Raw genomic sequence first — 17904 nt, 5'->3', positions numbered from 1 at the left:
GTTTGAGGAGGAAATATTCTTGGAAGATGTACAGAAAAAATTATTAACAAAATCGAAAAGAGCCAAGATGGAGCAACGAGGGAAATTTATTAGTTTCCTATGTATTGCCTTAATTGTAGCAGTGGTTGTTTCAATTTTCTATTTTGTTGCAAGTAAAGGACTTGCTACATTCTTTAAAGATAAGATTAATGTGTTTGATTTCTTATTTGGAACAAACTGGAACCCAAGTGATATCGGCGCAGACGGTAAACCCATGGTTGGGGCTTTACCAATGATTGCGGGTTCCTTTATTGTAACGTTTTTGTCAGCGATTGTTGCGACGCCATTTGCGATTGGAGCGGCTGTTTTTATGACAGAAATTTCACCAAAAAAAGGAGCGAAATTTTTACAACCAGTTATTGAATTACTTGTAGGGATTCCCTCTGTTGTTTATGGATTTATTGGTTTATCTGTCATTGTTCCTTTTGTCCGTTCAATCTTTGGCGGAACTGGCTTCGGTATTTTAGCTGGTACGTTTGTGCTATTTGTCATGATTTTACCAACGGTCACTACGATGACCGTAGATGCATTAAAAGCCGTGCCTAGACATTATCGTGAAGCGTCGTTGGCGCTTGGTGCTACGCGTTGGCAAACGATTTATAAAGTTGTCTTGCGGGCAGCTGTGCCTGGTATTTTAACTGCGGTTGTCTTTGGTATGGCTCGTGCGTTTGGTGAAGCCTTAGCAATCCAAATGGTAATCGGAAATGCAGCTGTGATGCCAACTAGTTTGACAACACCAGCTTCGACACTAACAAGTATTTTGACAATGGGGATTGGGAATACAATTATGGGAACAGTTGAAAACAACGTTCTTTGGTCTTTAGCCTTGATTCTATTGTTGATGTCTTTACTATTCAACATTGTTATCCGAATTATCGGTAAGAGAGGAGCCTTAAAATAATGAATGCAAAAAAAGCAGATAAAATCGCAACAGGTATCTTATATGCCGTATCTGGCGTCATTGTTTTAATTTTGGCGGCCTTACTGATTTACATTTTAGCTAGAGGAATTCCACATATTTCGTGGGAATTTTTAACACAACCATCCAGAGCCTATCAAGTTGGTGGTGGGATTGGTATTCAGCTTTTTAACTCACTATATTTACTATTGATTACAATGATTATTAGTATTCCAATTTCATTGGGTGCTGGAATTTACTTATCGGAATATGCGAAAAAGAATTGGTTAACTGATTTAATTCGTACCTCGATTGAAATTTTAAGTTCATTGCCTTCCGTTGTTGTCGGGCTGTTCGGCTTCTTGATTTTCGTTGTACAAATCGGATATGGCTTTTCAATCTTATCAGGTGCGTTAGCATTAACATTTTTTAACTTACCATTATTGACTAGAAATGTTGAGGAATCTTTGAAAGCCATTCATTATACACAGCGTGAAGCGGGGTTAGCCTTAGGTCTTTCACGTTGGGAAACAGTTAAAAAAGTTATTTTGCCAGAAGCGTTACCAGGAATTTTGACAGGTGTTATTTTGAGTTCTGGTCGGATTTTCGGTGAAGCCGCTGCGTTAATTTATACAGCAGGACAAAGCGCACCTGCCTTAGATTTCAGTAATTGGAATCCATTGAGCGTTTCAAGTCCAATTAGCATTTTCCGTCAAGCGGAAACGTTGGCTGTGCATATTTGGAAAATTAATACCGAAGGAACGATGCCAGATGGCGCTGCGGTCTCAGCAGGTGCCTCCGCTGTGTTAATTTTAGTAGTTTTACTTTTCAATTTCGGCGCTCGTTTTATCGGCAACCGTCTTTATAAGAGAATGACATCAGCTTAATGTTAGGGGAATTAGCATGAAAGAATACAATTTAAATGATACCCATTTACTTCAACTAGATAGCCAAAAAGACCCGATTGCGTTACACACGGAAGACTTACATGTCTTTTACGGGGACAATGAGGCTATCAAAGGTGTTGATTTGCAATTTGAAAAGAACAAAATAACCGCCTTAATTGGACCTTCTGGTTGCGGTAAATCCACGTATTTACGTTCGCTAAATCGTATGAACGATGGCATTGCCAATTCACGTGTTACTGGAAAAATCATGTATAAAGATGTCGATGTCAATACGAAAGAAGTTGACGTCTACGAAATGAGAAAACGCATTGGCATGGTTTTTCAGCGGCCCAATCCATTTAGTAAATCTATCTATGAAAATATCACATTCGCATTGAAACAGCATGGTGAAAAGGATAAGAAAAAATTAGATGAAATCGTTGAAACAAGTTTGAAGCAAGCCGCACTTTGGGATCAAGTGAAAGATAACTTAAACAAAAGCGCCTTAGCTCTGTCTGGTGGGCAACAACAACGTTTGTGTATCGCTCGGGCAATTGCGATGAAACCAGATATTTTATTGTTAGATGAACCGGCAAGCGCGTTAGATCCGATTTCAACAGGAACGGTTGAAGAAACGTTAGTGAATTTAAAAGATGATTACACGATCATCATTGTGACACATAACATGCAACAAGCGGCGCGGATTAGTGACTATACAGCTTTCTTCTATATGGGTAAAGTCATTGAATACGACCATACAAGAAAAATCTTTACACGACCAAAAATTCAAGCAACGGAAGACTACGTTTCAGGACATTTTGGTTAGGAGGAGCAAGATGGGCAAAGAAATTATTTCATCAAAAGATTTACATTTATATTACGGGAAAAAAGAAGCATTGAAAGGCATTGATTTAACTTTTAATCAAGGAGAATTAACTGCCATGATTGGTCCTTCTGGTTGCGGGAAATCAACGTATTTACGTTGCTTGAATCGTATGAATGATTTAATTCCAGATGTAACTATTACTGGAAGTGTTGTCTATAAAGGAAAAGATATTTATGGACCGAAAACAGATAACGTTGAATTACGTAAAGAAATTGGGATGGTTTTCCAACAACCTAATCCATTTCCATTTTCAGTTTATGAAAATGTGATTTATGGCTTGCGCCTAAAAGGAGTCAAAGACAAGCAAGTCTTAGATGAAGCAGTTGAAACCAGTTTGAAAGCAGCTGCCGTTTGGGAGGATGTCAAAGATAAACTTCACAAAAGTGCACTTTCACTTTCTGGTGGACAACAACAGCGGGTTTGTATCGCTCGTGTTTTAGCTGTGGAACCAGATATTATTTTATTAGATGAACCAACTAGCGCCTTGGACCCAGTTTCTAGTGGTAAAATTGAAAACATGCTGTTAACATTAAAAGAGAAATATACCATGATTATGGTGACACATAATATGTCGCAAGCATCACGGATCTCTGATAAAACGGCCTTCTTTTTACAAGGTGATTTAATTGAATTTAATGACACGAAAAAAGTATTTTTAAATCCAAAAGAAAAACAAACAGAAGATTACATTTCTGGTAAATTTGGTTAAAAGGGGGAAAAAGAATGTTACGGACACAATTTGAAGAAGAACTATTGAATCTGCACAATCAATTTTATGAAATGGGTATGATGGTTAGTAGTGCCGTCCATAAATCCGTGAAGGCATATATTAATCATGATAAAAAATTAGCTCAAGAAGTGATTGATCGCGATATTGAAATCAATGATATGGAAGTCAAACTTGAGAAAAAGAGTTTTGAAATGATTGCGTTACAACAACCAGTGACAACAGACTTACGTATGATTATCACTGTTATGAAAGCTAGTTCGGATTTAGAAAGAATGGCGGACCATGCCGTTTCAATTGCTAAATCAACGATTCGCTTAAAAGGAGAAACACGTATTCCTGAAATTGAAAAAGAAATTTCAGATATGTCTGATTATGTGAAAAAAATGGTGGATAATGTTTTAATCGCCTATGTTAAAACGGATCAAAAAGATGCACGAATGATTGCACAAATGGATGATCGTACTAATGAATATTTCGATAGTATTTACAAACATGCCGTAGAAGCAATGAAAGCTAATCCAGAAACGGTCATTAGCGGAACTGATTATCTACATGTGGCACAATACTTGGAAAGAATTGGCGACTATGTCACAAATATTTGTGAGTGGATTGTTTACTTGGCAACTGGTAAAATTACCGAATTGAATAGTAATCGTGACGAACAATTTTAAGAAAAACAAATAAAAAAACTAGGAGACGGCCTTTTTTAGACCAATTCCTAGTTTTTTTAGCGTAAAATGAACTGATTTTATAAAACTAGTCCTTACTAATGAGAAGAAATCGTTCTTAAGTCCTATGACAAATGATCAAAAACAAGGCATAATAATGCATGTAAGGAAAACACTATTGAGTGAAAAATTTGCTAAGGAGGCAATATCCATGAAAGAAAGAGAACGCGTATTAGAATTAGTGAAAAAAGGTATTCTAACGTCAGAAGAAGCGTTAATTTTATTAGAAAATATGGCAACTGAAAAAGATGAAAAACAAATCGAAAAAGCTGCTGAAAAAGTTGATACACAAAATATTGGAACAACAAATAAAGAAGATCAAGTCGCAGATTTAATGGATGCATTAGAAAAAGGCGAATCAGAAGGACCTACTGTTGATTCGTTTGAAGAAAATACACAGGACAGTGCAGAAAAAGATCGTGAAAACTTAGAAAGAATTCTTGATGAGTTAGCAACAAAAGCCAATCGTGCTTCGGCTGAATTGGACGAAGTCAACGCAGAAATTGCCGGCATCAAAGAAGAAATTAAAGAAGTCGCAGAAGAAATTGGAACATTAGATACAAAAGAAGAGTTAGATGCATTAACAGAAGATGAACAAGTTCAACGAAAAGACTTGCACGTTTTACTTGCACAATTAGAAGAAAAATTAGCGACTCAAAGTACTGAAAAAACAGCACTGGAAGAAGAACTAAAAAACATTCGCAAAGAACAATGGAAAGGTCAATGGAATGATACAAAAGAAAAAGTTTCTTCTCAATTCTCTGAAGAGTGGAAAGATCAAGCCACAGACACCTTTAACCAAGTCGGCGGCAAAGTTGCCGAAGTTGGCGGCCAAGTGGGAGAATTCTTGAAAAAAACATTTAATTCTTTCAGTGACACCATGAATGATAATGTGGAATGGAAAGACATTAAAATGAAAGTTCCTGGTGTGGCAACAACTAAGTTTGAACATGAATTTAACTATCCAAATCCACAAGCAAGTTTAATTGATGTCAAGGTAGCAAATGGTACCGTGGTTTTCAAAACTTGGGATCAAGAAGATGTGAAAGTCGAAGCAAAAATCAAATTATATGGTAAAATGGCAGGAGATTCACCAATGGAAGCTTTCTTAGAACGAAGTGACATTGATGTGGATGATGAAACGATTTCTTTCCAAGTGCCAAACAAACGGGTGAAAGCAGATTTAACGTTCTATTTACCAAAACGCACTTACGATCATGTATCTGTTAAATTATTAAACGGAAATGTCTTAGTAGAAGAGTTAACAGCGAAAGATGTTTACACAAAATCAACGAATGGGACGATTACGTTTAAAAAAATTGATGCAACTATGTTAGAAATTGAAGGTGTGAATGGTGAAATTAAAGTCCTAGAAGGAACGATTTTAGATAACATTATTGAAACAGTCAATGGTGATGTGTCTATTTCCGCGGCACCAGAAAGTCTAAGTGTCTCTCTGATTAATGGAGATATCCGCATTACAGCTAAAGAAAAAACGCTTCGCCGTGTTGAAGCAAGCTCTGCAAATGGGAATATCAAATTGGCCTTGCCAAATGACTTAGGTGTTGAAGGGCAAGTGAAAACTAATTTAGGTAGTATTAACAGCCGTTTAACAGATATTGAAGTTGTTCGTGAAAAGAAAGATCGCGGCAATCAACAATTACATTTTAGACGTGTACTGGAAGAATCAATGGCTCAAATTAATGCTTCTACAACAACGGGAAGTATTTTCCTAAAAGATACGGATAAATAATTAATAATTTTAAGCTAGATGGGCTGACGAATCAGCCTTTCTAGTGTAAAATTTAGTAGACGAGGTGAAAACATATGAAAAGAAAACTAACAAAATCTCCGAATAACGTGGTTTTAACAGGAAGCTTAGCTGGGATTGCTGATTGGCTAGGAATTGACCCAACAATTATTCGTGTCGTTTATGTCTTGCTCAGCTTTTTCTCAGCAGGATTTCCAGGCATTCTCTTATACATTGCCTTAGCAGTCTTGATCCCTTCTGGAAGAACAGGAAGCGATCGCGGCTACGGCCATCAAAATCCTTATAATAGAAATGTTCGCAATGAAAATCCTTATGCTGCCAATAAAAAGCAACGTAAAGAAGCGGAAAAAATTGATGATGACGAATGGAGTGACTTTTAATGACATATTTTCAGCGATTGGTTGTTAATACACTGACATTCATTTCTTTATCAGTTGTTTTTCCTGGCATGATTCATGTGAGAGGCATAATGCCTGCAATTATTGCCGCCTTTGTTCTCTCAATCCTAAATATGTTGGTGAAACCAGTCTTAACAATCTTGTCGCTCCCATTTACTTTATTAACGTTTGGTCTATTTAGCTTTGTTGTCAATGCAGCGATTTTACAAATGACCTCGTTTTTTGTGGGGGAAATGAACTTTGGCTTCTCAAGTTTTTGGGCAGCGGTGCTAATGGCTGTAATTATGTCAATTGTCAATACGATCGTTACGGATCACAATTTATCTAAATATGAATAAAAAAAGCCTGAAGAACGTAGCATAAAATGCGTTCTTCAGGCTTTTTCGATGGTTAAATTTTCTAGGTGACATTCTGGATGGCGGCTGATATAGCCATATAAAATGTTTAAAAAATCAACTTGTTGCTTCGAGTAATGCTCAATTGTTTTCGGTGGTTTTTTGGGCATGATTTTTTTTGCTAGTTCAAGCGATGAATATTTTTGAAACGTTTGTTTAGTTACAACACGTGTTGCTACCACCAAGCCTTGGTAAATTAAATAGTATTTGATTTTTTTCTGACAAGGTAACCACATCAGTTGCCAATCTCGTTGGTTAGCTTGACTAATTCGTTGATTTTGGTTTGCAAAGCGCGTCAGAAAGAGCCAATCTTCCTTGAGTTTTGCCGCTTTTTCGAAGGCTTGTTTTTCAGCAACTTCTTGCATTTGTTGAGCAATTCGTTTGATTGGTTCTCGTCCTTGATTATGGAAAAAGTCGAACAATTCTTGTTGAAATAGTTCGGTCGGAATGGCACTCTCTTTTTGAAAGGTTTGATGCCAATAGTTGGTTGGGACGAGATCGTAGATACTATCCAAAATTATTTTTAAACGGTTTAATTTTCGGCGAATCGAATAAGGACCAAAACAGTTCTCTTTAGTGGGAATATTTAAGAGTTTAATCTCTAATTGCCGCTCATTAACGGCTACCGATACATAAGAATATTGTTCATAAGCATTCATTTGGCGATTGTAGCGCGGCCGATACTGTTGAATCAGTTGACATTCTAGAAGGAGCGCATCCAATTCTGTGTCAGTATGGAGAACATCGAAGTCTATAATTTGTTTGACTAAACGCATCGTCTTTCGAGAATGTTGATTACTATTAATAAAATAGCTCGACACGCGATTTTTTAATTTTTTGGCTTTACCCACATAAATAATTGTGTCGGTTGCGTCTTTCATTAAATAAACACCCGGTGTTAACGGTAATTGATGGGCTTTTTCCTTTAAATATTCTTTCATAAGTTTCCTCTTTTCTTAAAAGGATCGGCTTCAAGTATACAAAGTTTTCTGAAATAGTCAAGTAACAGAAATAGCATAGGTAATTTCACTGAAAAATAGTTTCATTTTTTTAAAATATGATAATTCTAGGAATTATCTAGTGAATAGCTAGAAACTTGTATTTTTAAATGATAAAATATAACAAGTAGCAGAAAGGACTGACATTCGATATGACAGAAGTGGTAAAGATTTATCAACTGGTAGAAAATCTTTCTTTAGAAGTAGTATACGGAGATGAAGAAAGCTTAAATAGAACAATTAAAACTGGTGAAATTTCCCGGCCAGGTTTAGAATTAACTGGGTATTTTAATTATTATTCCCATGACCGTTTACAATTATTTGGGAGCAAAGAAATTACCTTTGCGGAACGAATGATGCCTGAAGAGCGTTTATTAGTGATGCGCCGTTTATGTGCGAAAGATACTCCAGCCTTTATAGTATCCAGAGGACTAGAAATCCCCGAAGAATTAATTACAGCAGCAAAAGAAAATGGCGTTTCTGTATTACGTTCACCGATTTCAACTTCCCGTTTACTAGGGGAACTATCCAGTTATTTAGATGGCCGTTTAGCTGTTCGGACAAGTGTCCACGGAGTTTTAGTTGATGTTTATGGACTTGGTGTTTTGATTCAAGGAGATAGCGGTATTGGTAAAAGTGAAACAGCTTTAGAGCTTATTAAACGTGGACATCGGCTAATCGCAGACGATCGCGTCGATGTTTATCAGCAAGATGAATTAACCGTGGTTGGAGAACCACCAAAAATTTTGCAGCATTTAATTGAAATTCGTGGTATCGGAATTATTGACGTCATGAACCTGTTTGGAGCTAGTGCGGTCCGTGGCTTTATGCAAGTTCAATTGGTCGTTTATTTAGAGGCATGGGAAAAAGACAAGAAATATGATCGTCTTGGTAGTGATGATGCAATGGTTGAAATAGCTAACGTTGATGTCCCTCAGATTCGTATTCCTGTTAAGACCGGCCGAAATGTGGCCATTATCATTGAAGTAGCAGCAATGAACTTCCGCGCGAAAACAATGGGCTATGATGCAACAAAAACGTTCGAAGAGCGCTTAACCCGTTTGATTGAAGAAAATTCAGGAGAATAGAAGGAGAAGATGTGATGATGTTAGCTCAAGTAAATTCAATTGCATTTCGCCTTTTCGGTATTCCCGTCTATTGGTATGCAATTATTATTGTTTCAGGGATTGCTTTAGCTGTTTGGCTAAGTAGTCGTGAAGCCGTTCGTGTTGGTTTAAAAGAAGATGATGTCTTTGACTTTATGCTCTGGGGATTACCTGCAGCAATTGTTGGCGCGCGCTTGTATTACGTCGCTTTTCAATGGCAAGATTATGTAGACAATCCGATTGAAATTTTCTTTACTCGAAATGGTGGCTTAGCGATTTATGGTGGTCTTATTGGTGGGGGACTGGCGCTGTTTTTCTTTACGCGTCATCGTTTCATTTCTACATGGACTTTTTTAGATATTGCCGCACCAAGTGTGATTTTAGCGCAAGCAATTGGTCGCTGGGGCAACTTTATGAATCATGAAGCCTATGGGCCAGCGACCACCAGACAATTTTTAGAAAATCTCCATTTACCAACGTTTATCATTGATAACATGAATATCAACGGAACATATCATCAACCAACATTTTTATATGAATCTGTCTGGAATGTTTTAGGCTTTATCGTTTTAGTGTTATTACGCAAAAAGCCACACTTTTTAAAAGAAGGCGAAGTCTTTTTAGGTTATATAATATGGTATTCTTTCGGCCGTTTCTTCATCGAAGGCTTACGGATGGACAGTTTGTATGCGTTTAGTAACATTCGTGTCTCACAATTGTTGTCTTTAGTGATGTTCGTGGCAGCAATTGTTATTGTGATCGTTCGTAGAAGAAATCCCAATTTGAAATTTTACAATCGGGAGAAACAAAAGAAAAAAATAACAACTTCTTAATCCAACTTGATTGAAGAATATGGTAAACTAAAGAAGTAACGTTGTTTAGCGAAAGGAGAGTTTCACCGATGAAACAAAAAGTCGCTGTTTTAGGTCCAGGTTCCTGGGGGACAGCTTTAGCTCAAGTATTAGCCGAAAATGGACACGAGGTCTGTATTTGGGGAAATAAACCAGAGCAAATCGATGAAATAAATACAAAACATACCAACAAACATTATTTACCAGAATTAATCTTACCTACTTCAATTCAGGCAACCACTGATTTAGCCACTGCTTTAGTAGATGTGGATGCGGTACTGTTTGTGGTACCAACTAAAGCCATTCGTTCAGTAGCACAAGAAGTGGCCCAACATTTAAAAACAAAACCAATTATTATTCATGCAAGTAAAGGGCTCGAACAAGGTACACATAAGCGGATTTCAGAAGTGATAGCGGAAGAGATTCCAGCAGAAAAACGGCAAGGGATTGTGGTTTTATCTGGTCCAAGCCATGCAGAAGAAGTCGCTGTTCATGACATCACAACCATTACAGCAGCAAGCGAAAATTTAGCAGACGCTGTGTATGTGCAAGAGTTGTTTATGAATGATTACTTTAGAATTTATACGAATGATGATGTGATTGGTGTAGAAACAGGGGCGGCCTTAAAAAATATTATTGCTTTGGGCGCCGGAGCGATTCATGGCTTAGGCTTTGGTGATAATGCCAAAGCGGCAATTATGACTCGTGGTTTAGCAGAAATTAGTCGTTTAGGGGTTGCGATGGGAGCAAACCCATTAACATTTATTGGTTTAAGTGGTGTTGGGGATTTAATTGTTACTTGTACAAGTGTCCATTCTCGAAATTGGCGTGCGGGTAATTTATTAGGAAAAGGCCATAAGTTAGATGAAGTCTTAGAAAACATGGGCATGATTGTGGAAGGTGTTTCAACAACTAAAGCAGCCTATGAATTGGCACAACAACTAGAAGTCGAAATGCCAATCACAGAAACAATCTACAATGTCTTGTACAATGACGAAGATGTACAACAAGCAGCAAAAGAAATCATGTTGCGCGATGGCAAAACCGAAAACGAATTTACACTTGATTTTTAGGAGGAAAAAAGATGAAAGTTAAAAAGGCAGTTATTCCAGCAGCTGGGTTAGGAACACGTTTCTTGCCGGCTACCAAAGCGATGGCAAAAGAAATGTTACCGATTGTTGATAAACCAACGATTCAATTTATTGTAGAAGAAGCACTAGCTTCAGGAATCGAAGATATTTTAATTGTGACAGGCAAAGCCAAACGTCCGATTGAAGATCATTTCGATTCAAATGTTGAACTAGAAAATAATTTAAAAGAAAAAAATAAAACCGATTTATTGAAATTAGTCGAAGAAACAACGGATGTTAATTTACATTTTATTCGTCAATCCCATCCGAAAGGCTTAGGACACGCTGTTTTACAAGCGAAAGCATTTGTTGGCAATGAACCTTTTGTCGTGATGTTAGGCGACGATTTAATGGAAGATAAAGTGCCATTAACGAAACAATTAATGGATGATTACGAACAAACACATGCTTCGACAATTGCGGTAATGAAAGTACCCCATGAAGATACTTCAAAATATGGTATTATCAACCCAGAAAAAGAAATCGAAAAAGGACTATACAATGTCGAGAATTTTGTTGAAAAACCAAAACCCGAGGAAGCACCAAGTGATTTAGCGATTATCGGCCGTTATTTATTAACCCCTGAAATTTTTGATGTACTTGAAAATCAAAAACCAGGCGCTGGTAACGAAATTCAGTTAACAGATGCGATTGACACTTTAAATAAAACACAACGCGTTTTTGCTCGTGAGTTTAAAGGAGAACGTTACGACGTTGGCGATAAATTTGGGTTTATGAAAACAAGCATTGAATATGGTTTGACTCATCCAGAAGTAAAAGATAATTTACGAGAATACATTATTAATTTAGGTGCTCAATTAGCGAAAAAAGAGCAACCAAAAGAAAAATAAATAAAAATAAGCGTAAAATTTCAATTCGTTAGAAGGAAATTTTACGCTTTTTTTCTTAAAGAAAAGGGCATGAGAATTTTATAAAATAAATTGTCATTCTTAGCTTTATGAGTTGTGAAAAATATAAGTTGGTGTTATCCTAAGATTATAAATAAAATTTCAGAGGGGAGTAATGATATGTCAGGTGGGGAAATTGCTGCCTTAATTGCAGCGGTAGCATTTGTTGTTTTAGTCATCTTTTTAGTACTTGTGTTATATAAAGTTTCTCAAGTTGTTTCAAAAATTGAAGATACAATTGATGAAACAAATACAACAATCAAAGTCGTGACTAGCGATGTGAATGTATTGAGTCGCCAAGTGGAAGGCTTGCTTGTTAAAAGTAATGAACTATTGACAGATGTGAATCAAAAAGTGGCAACGATTGATCCGTTGTTTACGGCCGTTGCTGATTTAAGCGAAAGTGTCTCTGAATTGAACACCTCAAGTAAACATTTGATTACAAAGGTAGGAACCGTAGGGAAAGGCACAGCGAAAGCTGGTTTAGTGAGTAAAGTAGGCGGTTCTGCTTTTAGAGCAATGCGTTCAAAAAATAAAAAAACAAATAACTAATTGGAGGAGATTTTTATGGCTAAAAAAGGCGGATTTTTCTTAGGAGCAGTAATTGGTGGAACAGCAGCAGCCGTTGCCGCATTATTACTTGCACCAAAATCAGGTAAAGAATTACGTGATGATTTATCAAATCAAACAGATGATTTAAAAAACAAAGCGCAAGATTACACAGATTATGCTGTTCAAAAAGGAACAGAATTAACAGAAATCGCAAAACAAAAAGCCGGCGTTTTATCAGATCAAGCCTCTGATTTGGCAGGTTCTGTCAAAGAAAAAACAAAAGATTCATTGGATAAAGCACAAGGTGTTTCTGGCGACATGCTTGATAACTTTAAAAAACAAACAGGTGATTTATCTGATCAATTTAAAAAAGCAGCTGACGATGCTCAAGATCACGCAGAAGATTTAGGTGAAATTGCCGAAGATGCAGCAGAAGATATCTATATTGACGTTAAAGATTCTGCGGCAGCGGCCAAAGAAACTGTTTCTGCTGGTGTCGATGAAGCAAAAGAAACCACCAAAGATGTTCCTGAAAAAGCTGCAGAAGCAAAAGAAGATGTTAAAGATGCAGCGAAAGACGTAAAAAAAGAATTTAAAGGGTAACAAGCGTTTAGCTTATGAAAGTTAGCAACGGATCGTGTTGCTTTTGTTCAGCGGCTTACCTTAAAATTTAGAAATGAGGCCATCAGTCCGGTTGACTGATGGCCTCATTTTATTTTTATGCTATTCAATAATTTGCAATTCTTTGGTTGTCTTAGTGAATGGTTCGGAGCCTGTTTTGGTTACGTGTAAACAATCTTCAATACGAACGCCTACTTTTCCAGGAATGTAAATACCGGGCTCAATAGAGAAACACATACCTTCTTCAATGACTAAATCATTGCCATGAACCAGCGATGGGTATTCATGGACAGTGGTTCCAATGCCATGGCCTAAGCGATGGTTAAAGTATTCACCATAACCAGCTTTTGTGATTACACCTCGAGCAATATCATCTAATTCGCCTGCTGTAACACCAGGTTTGACCGCTTCAGTTGCTGCTAATTGTGCTTCTAAAACAATTCCATAAATTTCTTTTTGGAAATCAGAAGGTTCCAAGTAGCTGACTGTTCGTGTGGCATCACTACAATAGCCATTATGAACGACACCTAAATCAAATAACACTAAGTCATGGGGCTCAATTTTTGTTTCGCCAGGTACCCCGTGAGGACTAGCTCCGTTTTTTCCTGTTAAGACTAACGTATCAAAACTCATTGAGCGAATACCTTGACGTTTTAATTGATACTCGATTTCTGCAACAATTTCTTGTTCCGCAACGGCTGCTTGAATTGCTTTGAAGCCAATCTCAAAAGCGACATCAGCCCAACTACCAGCTTCTAGTAAACGTTGAATTTCAGGTTCTGTTTTAATTAATTGAAGTTTTTCAATTAAAGGCGTAACATCATGCGAAAAATCGCTAGCTGGGAAATAGGTTTTCAATTGATCGAAACGAGCTAAAGAAAGAGCTTGTTTTTCTAAAGCAAAGCGTGGTGTGCCTTGTGTCCGTTTATTTAATAAAGCCGCAATTTTTTCCCAAGGATTTTCGCTATCTAAATAACCATAAACGGGATAAGTCCAACTACTCTTTTCGGCATCTTCGACTTCTAATGCAGGTGTAAATAAAAATGATTGATCGTCCGCAGCGATAAACAAAGCTAACACGCGCTCATGAGGTTCGCTTTCGTAACCGGAAAAGTAAGCGATATGACCAGGATCACTAATATAAGTGAAGTCAATCTTTTCTTGGTGCATCCAATTTTTTAAATCGGCAATTTTTTCTTGATTCATAAAACATCCTTCTTTCTTTTATTCTGAAGTGAATCACAGTACTATCATAACATGAAATGACAAAAAGTTCCTTTTGAAATGGAAAGTAAATTTTCATGAAAAAACGATAAAACGGTTGCAAAAATAGAAGAATTTTGATATTCTAGGCTAGGAAAGAAATGTAAACAGTGTTTTCAGAAAATGAGAACAAATTCATATTTATAGGAGAAGAAACATGGAAAAACAAACAATTACAATTTATGATGTTGCTAGAGAGGCAAATGTATCTATGGCTACTGTTTCTCGTGTTGTCAATGGTAATCCCAATGTAAAACCAGCAACGCGTAAAAAAGTCTTAGAAGTGATTGATCGCTTAGATTACCGTCCTAACGCAGTCGCACGTGGTTTAGCAAGTAAAAAAACGACAACAGTGGGTGTCATTATTCCAGATGTTAGTAATGCATTTTTTGCTTCATTAGCACGTGGCATTGACGACGTGGCTACAATGTATAAATACAATATCATTTTAGCTAATTCAGATGGAGACGATCAAAAAGAAGTTACTGTATTAAACAATTTACTTGCCAAGCAAGTAGATGGGATTATCTTTATGGGTCATCGCATTACAGATGATATTCGTGGTGAATTTTCACGTTCAAAAACACCTGTTGTCTTAGCAGGTTCAATTGATCCAGACGAACAAGTCGGTAGCGTTAATATTGATTACACAGAAGCAACGAAAGATGCAACAGCGACTTTAGCGAAAAATGGGAACAAAAAAATTGCTTTTGTTAGTGGTGCATTAATCGATCCAATTAATGGTCAAAACCGGATGAAAGGCTACAAAGAAGCTTTAGCAGAAAATGGCTTGTCTTATAATGAAGGCTTAGTTTTTGAATCTGAATATAAATTTAAAGCAGGTATTAATTTGGCTGAGCGTGTCCGTAACAGTGGAGCAACAGCTGCCTTTGTTACAGATGATGAGCTAGCGATTGGTTTATTAGATGGGATGCTAGATGCTGGTGTGAAAGTTCCAGAAGAATTTGAAATCATTACAAGCAATAACTCATTGCTTACAGAAGTCTCTCGTCCACGTCTATCAAGTATTACACAACCTTTATATGATATCGGTGCCGTGTCAATGCGCTTATTAACAAAACTAATGAACAAAGAAGAAATTGAAGAAAAAACAGTTGTTTTACCTTATGGAATTGATCAAAAAGGTTCAACAAAATAAATTGAATTAAACGGCTAAACAAAGAGCGGTAACTCTTAGTTTAGCCTTTTTTTGATACCTAAAAATGAGCCAGAAAAATACGTTTTCTGGCTCATTTTAGCGAGTTAATTATTATTCTTTTTATTATCGTTGTTTTTATTGTTATTGTTGTTGTTATTATTTGTAGTGGCACGTGGAGCAAGATTTCCCCAGTAAGAAGCGTAATTGCTGTCTGTTCCACCGATCCCAAATTTATAGGTACTTTGTGGTGCACCATCTTTGGCATAGTATGAAGTCGTTGTTTTGCCAGGTGTGTTGAACTTGGCACCATTATAGGTAATTGAGCCAGGCTTTTCACCAGTAAATTCAGAAACTTTTGATTTAATAACGCTTGGATCTAATTCAAATTTTTGACCAATGCCAAACAATTCTGGATTCGCATAGTACAGCGCATTAGCTAAGTTCGCCATATAATTCCCGTTATTGTCGCCGCTGGTCGTCGTCATTGGCGCTGGTAGATCATGTCCCGTCCAAGAACTTAGTGTCACAGTTGGAGTAGAGACAATCAGCCATGAATCTTTAAACTCATCAGTTGTCCCAGTTTTTCCGACCCAATCAGCACTGGCTAAATGAGGATTCAAGCCAGCTAACGTTGGTTTGAATTTTGTCGTATTCGCAGAATCCACCACTGAACGCAACAAGTCATTCATAATAGAAGCGGTCGCCGGTGAATAAACTTGCGTTCCTTCATCTTTGTGTTCGTAGACCACATGTCCGCTATTGTCTGTAATTTTTTCAATCATGTAGGCTTTTTGATATTTGCCTTTGTTAGCAAGTGCTTGGAAACCGTTTGTTTGAGTTACAACATTTGTTTCTACTGGACCCAAAGGTGCAGATTCGTAAGCCCAAGCATCTGAAGCTGGATAGTTCATTTTGCTTAAGTAGTGATTATAAGAAAAATTATCATCACCCATTTTTTTCCTTAGCTCATTATTAACATGAACGACAGGGATATTGAAAGACCAATTCAAGGCATTCCGAACAGTCACGAATTGATTTAAATCCACAGTTGTTGAGTTCACAAATTCACGACCATCAGCATAAGTCGTTGGGTAGTTGGCCAGACGACTTTCAGAACCAATGAGTCCTTGATCAATCGCAGGACCATAGACAGAAATTGGTTTAATCGTAGAACCAACTTGACGATCGGCATTAAAGGCATGGTTGTTTTGATTAATATCGAAGTTTCTGCCGCCGATAAAACCAAGGATACGACCAGTAGCGTTATCCATTAAAATATTGCCAGTTTCAATCATTGTATTCCCATTGACATCTGCAGTTCCATCATCAAGCAAATAACCATAATTTGCGACAGCGGTTTGCATCGTGTTATAAATGTTCTGATCAATGGTCGATTGGATTGTATAGCCTTGCGACTGGATTTCGCGACGTGCTTGTTCTTCATATTGATCTAAACCAACTTGATCTAAATCATCACGATTAACTTTAGCTTTTTTCATATCTAAATCCATGACAATCTCAACTGCTTTATCTAACACCGTATAGTATAGATAGCCTTCTGTATTGACATTGGCCTGTTCAGTTGGTAAAAAGTCTTTTTTCAAGTCGTAAGCTTTGGCTTCTTCATATTCCTTTTGCGAAATAGCTTTTTCTCGGTACATACTGAAAAGAACAAAATCTTTTCTCTTCATTCCTAAAGACAAATCGTCTTTCAAGGCACCAGTGTTAGTATAGGGCGTGTAAACAATGGGACTTTGGGGAAGTCCTGCGATAAAGGCCGCTTGAGGAAGATTCAAGTCCTTGGCACTTTTACCAAAGAGTCCTTTGGCTGCTTCTTCCACGCCTGCAATATTTTCACCTTTGTTATTACGACCAAAAGGAGAGACATTTAGATAAGTTGTCACGATTTCGTCCTTAGAAAAGTATTTTTCAATACGTAAAGCTAATAAAATTTCGTTGGCTTTCCGTTTAAAAGTCGTTTCGTCAGTTAAAATCTGTTGCTTGACCAATTGCTGAGTCAATGTTGAACCACCAGAAGAACCGCCGATACCTGTCGCATCAGAAATCAACGCTCGAACTAGCGCTTTTGGTACCACCCCATGATGTTCTTCAAAATATTCATCTTCTGTTGAAATAATGGCTTTTTTTAGCAATGGAGACATTTGATCGCCATTAATTCGTGTCCGAATTAAATCTGATTTGATGTTAGCAATCGGAGTACCATCTGCGTAAGTCATTTTTGACACTTCGGTAATATCACTGATTTCTTTTTGCAATTCTTCCTTCGTTGGGGGCTGTGTATCTTCAACTAGAAAAGCAAAATAGCCCATTCCGATACCTAAGCCAAGAGAGCCACCTAAGACAATCAGAATAACCCCAAAAACCACTAATGACTGAAAAACGCGAATAATGACATTTAAAATAAGTAAAAAGACATTGCCGCCAGAAGAGGTCGTTGGTTTTTGCTTATTGTTACTTGAATTATTTTTCAAAAGTTTCACCTCAATAAAATGATACATTCTGTGTTATTATAGCAAAAAAAAGCTTCTATGAATAGTTTCTACACCAATTGCCATTTTTTGTT

18 protein-coding genes are annotated in these 17904 nt (G+C 37.1%); 15 read left to right on the top strand and 3 right to left on the bottom strand.

Annotation, left to right across the window (positions count from 1 at the left end):
• Nucleotides 1–19 precede the first annotated feature (19 nt).
• The 8 genes from pstC to IGJ46_RS07045 all read left to right on the top strand — a co-directional run bounded on the left by pstC (nucleotide 20) and on the right by IGJ46_RS07045 (nucleotide 6675).
• Nucleotides 20–940, top strand: coding sequence for a phosphate ABC transporter permease subunit PstC (gene pstC, locus IGJ46_RS07080; RefSeq protein ID WP_002357299.1), 921 nt, complete (start codon nucleotides 20–22; stop codon nucleotides 938–940).
• Complete coding sequence (gene pstA, locus IGJ46_RS07075) at nucleotides 940–1824, top strand: phosphate ABC transporter permease PstA (protein ID WP_002357300.1); 885 nt, start codon at nucleotides 940–942, stop codon at nucleotides 1822–1824. Before pstC ends, pstA begins: the two co-directional genes overlap by 1 nt.
• 16 nt (nucleotides 1825–1840) lie before the next feature.
• The gene (pstB, locus tag IGJ46_RS07070) at nucleotides 1841–2650 is read left to right on the top strand and encodes a phosphate ABC transporter ATP-binding protein PstB (protein ID WP_002357302.1); all 810 of its coding nucleotides are present in this window, start codon (nucleotides 1841–1843) and stop codon (nucleotides 2648–2650) included.
• 10 nt (nucleotides 2651–2660) lie between these two features.
• Entirely contained in the window at nucleotides 2661–3419 is a 759-nt protein-coding gene (pstB, locus tag IGJ46_RS07065; RefSeq protein WP_002357303.1) for a phosphate ABC transporter ATP-binding protein PstB, read from the top strand.
• A gap of 14 nt (nucleotides 3420–3433) precedes the next feature.
• Entirely contained in the window at nucleotides 3434–4111 is a 678-nt protein-coding gene (gene phoU / locus IGJ46_RS07060) for a phosphate signaling complex protein PhoU (protein ID WP_002357304.1), read from the top strand.
• 208 nt (nucleotides 4112–4319) lie between these two features.
• Nucleotides 4320–5921: a daptomycin-sensing surface protein LiaX gene (liaX, locus tag IGJ46_RS07055; RefSeq protein ID WP_002360155.1), complete on the top strand. Its 1602-nt coding sequence runs from the start codon at nucleotides 4320–4322 to the stop codon at nucleotides 5919–5921.
• A 74-nt stretch (nucleotides 5922–5995) separates the two neighbouring features.
• Nucleotides 5996–6319, top strand: a complete 324-nt coding sequence (locus tag IGJ46_RS07050) for a PspC domain-containing protein (RefSeq protein WP_002357306.1) — start codon at nucleotides 5996–5998, stop codon at nucleotides 6317–6319.
• Complete coding sequence (locus IGJ46_RS07045; protein ID WP_002357307.1) at nucleotides 6319–6675, top strand: phage holin family protein; 357 nt, start codon at nucleotides 6319–6321, stop codon at nucleotides 6673–6675. The genes IGJ46_RS07050 and IGJ46_RS07045 overlap by 1 nt, the downstream gene beginning before the upstream one ends.
• A 35-nt stretch (nucleotides 6676–6710) precedes the next feature.
• On the opposite strand, the gene IGJ46_RS07040 is transcribed toward IGJ46_RS07045, so the two are convergent.
• Nucleotides 6711–7673 (bottom strand): GIY-YIG nuclease family protein, encoded by a 963-nt coding sequence (locus IGJ46_RS07040; RefSeq protein ID WP_002378390.1) that lies wholly within the window; start codon nucleotides 7671–7673, stop codon nucleotides 6711–6713.
• 209 nt (nucleotides 7674–7882) lie between these two features.
• Here IGJ46_RS07040 and hprK point away from each other — a divergent pair, with 209 nt between their 5' ends.
• The 6 genes from hprK to IGJ46_RS07010 all read left to right on the top strand — a co-directional run bounded on the left by hprK (nucleotide 7883) and on the right by IGJ46_RS07010 (nucleotide 12880).
• Nucleotides 7883–8818 carry an HPr(Ser) kinase/phosphatase gene (gene hprK, locus IGJ46_RS07035; RefSeq protein WP_002357309.1) on the top strand — a complete coding sequence of 312 codons (936 nt, stop codon included), beginning with the start codon at nucleotides 7883–7885 and terminating at the stop codon, nucleotides 8816–8818.
• A 17-nt stretch (nucleotides 8819–8835) separates the two neighbouring features.
• Complete coding sequence (lgt, locus tag IGJ46_RS07030; protein ID WP_002381830.1) at nucleotides 8836–9669, top strand: prolipoprotein diacylglyceryl transferase; 834 nt, start codon at nucleotides 8836–8838, stop codon at nucleotides 9667–9669.
• Between the two features lie 68 nt (nucleotides 9670–9737).
• Nucleotides 9738–10760: an NAD(P)H-dependent glycerol-3-phosphate dehydrogenase gene (locus tag IGJ46_RS07025; RefSeq protein WP_002357312.1), complete on the top strand. Its 1023-nt coding sequence runs from the start codon at nucleotides 9738–9740 to the stop codon at nucleotides 10758–10760.
• A gap of 11 nt (nucleotides 10761–10771) precedes the next feature.
• On the top strand, nucleotides 10772–11668 hold the full coding sequence (galU, locus tag IGJ46_RS07020; protein ID WP_002357314.1) for a UTP--glucose-1-phosphate uridylyltransferase GalU: 897 nt from the start codon (nucleotides 10772–10774) through the stop codon (nucleotides 11666–11668).
• Nucleotides 11669–11845: 177 nt separating this feature from the next.
• Entirely contained in the window at nucleotides 11846–12277 is a 432-nt protein-coding gene (locus IGJ46_RS07015; RefSeq protein WP_002357316.1) for a DUF948 domain-containing protein, read from the top strand.
• Nucleotides 12278–12292: 15 nt separating this feature from the next.
• Nucleotides 12293–12880 (top strand): YtxH domain-containing protein, encoded by a 588-nt coding sequence (locus IGJ46_RS07010; protein ID WP_002381831.1) that lies wholly within the window; start codon nucleotides 12293–12295, stop codon nucleotides 12878–12880.
• Nucleotides 12881–13000: 120 nt separating this feature from the next.
• Here the strand turns inward: IGJ46_RS07010 and IGJ46_RS07005 are convergent, their stop codons facing one another.
• A complete protein-coding gene (locus IGJ46_RS07005; RefSeq protein ID WP_218391118.1) occupies nucleotides 13001–14104 on the bottom strand; it encodes an aminopeptidase P family protein in 1104 nt (367 codons plus the stop codon).
• A gap of 214 nt (nucleotides 14105–14318) precedes the next feature.
• Between IGJ46_RS07005 and ccpA the strand changes: the two genes are divergently transcribed.
• Nucleotides 14319–15320, top strand: a complete 1002-nt coding sequence (ccpA, locus tag IGJ46_RS07000) for a catabolite control protein A (protein ID WP_002357319.1) — start codon at nucleotides 14319–14321, stop codon at nucleotides 15318–15320.
• Between the two features lie 104 nt (nucleotides 15321–15424).
• Here the strand turns inward: ccpA and IGJ46_RS06995 are convergent, their stop codons facing one another.
• A complete protein-coding gene (locus IGJ46_RS06995) occupies nucleotides 15425–17839 on the bottom strand; it encodes a transglycosylase domain-containing protein (RefSeq protein ID WP_218391116.1) in 2415 nt (804 codons plus the stop codon).
• Nucleotides 17840–17904: the final 65 nt, after the last annotated feature.

It is taken from the genome of Enterococcus sp. AZ120, assembly GCF_050546165.1.
Taxonomy (GTDB): domain Bacteria; phylum Bacillota; class Bacilli; order Lactobacillales; family Enterococcaceae; genus Enterococcus; species Enterococcus faecalis.
This window is presented reverse-complemented; position numbering and strand designations above follow the sequence as displayed.

Bases quoted from the DNA above. Each gene is read 5' to 3' on its own strand.
- pstA (WP_002357300.1), top strand. From the start codon at position 940: ATGAATGCAAAAAAAGCAGATAAAATCGCAACAGGTATCTTATATGCC.
- pstB (WP_002357302.1), top strand. From the start codon at position 1,841: ATGAAAGAATACAATTTAAATGATACCCATTTACTTCAACTAGATAGC.
- pstB (WP_002357303.1), top strand. From the start codon at position 2,661: ATGGGCAAAGAAATTATTTCATCAAAAGATTTACATTTATATTACGGG.
- phoU (WP_002357304.1), top strand. From the start codon at position 3,434: ATGTTACGGACACAATTTGAAGAAGAACTATTGAATCTGCACAATCAA.
- liaX (WP_002360155.1), top strand. From the start codon at position 4,320: ATGAAAGAAAGAGAACGCGTATTAGAATTAGTGAAAAAAGGTATTCTA.
- IGJ46_RS07050 (WP_002357306.1), top strand. From the start codon at position 5,996: ATGAAAAGAAAACTAACAAAATCTCCGAATAACGTGGTTTTAACAGGA.
- IGJ46_RS07045 (WP_002357307.1), top strand. From the start codon at position 6,319: ATGACATATTTTCAGCGATTGGTTGTTAATACACTGACATTCATTTCT.
- IGJ46_RS07040 (WP_002378390.1), bottom strand. From the start codon at position 7,673: ATGAAAGAATATTTAAAGGAAAAAGCCCATCAATTACCGTTAACACCG.
- hprK (WP_002357309.1), top strand. From the start codon at position 7,883: ATGACAGAAGTGGTAAAGATTTATCAACTGGTAGAAAATCTTTCTTTA.
- lgt (WP_002381830.1), top strand. From the start codon at position 8,836: ATGTTAGCTCAAGTAAATTCAATTGCATTTCGCCTTTTCGGTATTCCC.
- IGJ46_RS07025 (WP_002357312.1), top strand. From the start codon at position 9,738: ATGAAACAAAAAGTCGCTGTTTTAGGTCCAGGTTCCTGGGGGACAGCT.
- galU (WP_002357314.1), top strand. From the start codon at position 10,772: ATGAAAGTTAAAAAGGCAGTTATTCCAGCAGCTGGGTTAGGAACACGT.
- IGJ46_RS07015 (WP_002357316.1), top strand. From the start codon at position 11,846: ATGTCAGGTGGGGAAATTGCTGCCTTAATTGCAGCGGTAGCATTTGTT.
- IGJ46_RS07010 (WP_002381831.1), top strand. From the start codon at position 12,293: ATGGCTAAAAAAGGCGGATTTTTCTTAGGAGCAGTAATTGGTGGAACA.
- IGJ46_RS07005 (WP_218391118.1), bottom strand. From the start codon at position 14,104: ATGAATCAAGAAAAAATTGCCGATTTAAAAAATTGGATGCACCAAGAA.
- ccpA (WP_002357319.1), top strand. From the start codon at position 14,319: ATGGAAAAACAAACAATTACAATTTATGATGTTGCTAGAGAGGCAAAT.
- IGJ46_RS06995 (WP_218391116.1), bottom strand. From the start codon at position 17,839: ATGTATCATTTTATTGAGGTGAAACTTTTGAAAAATAATTCAAGTAAC.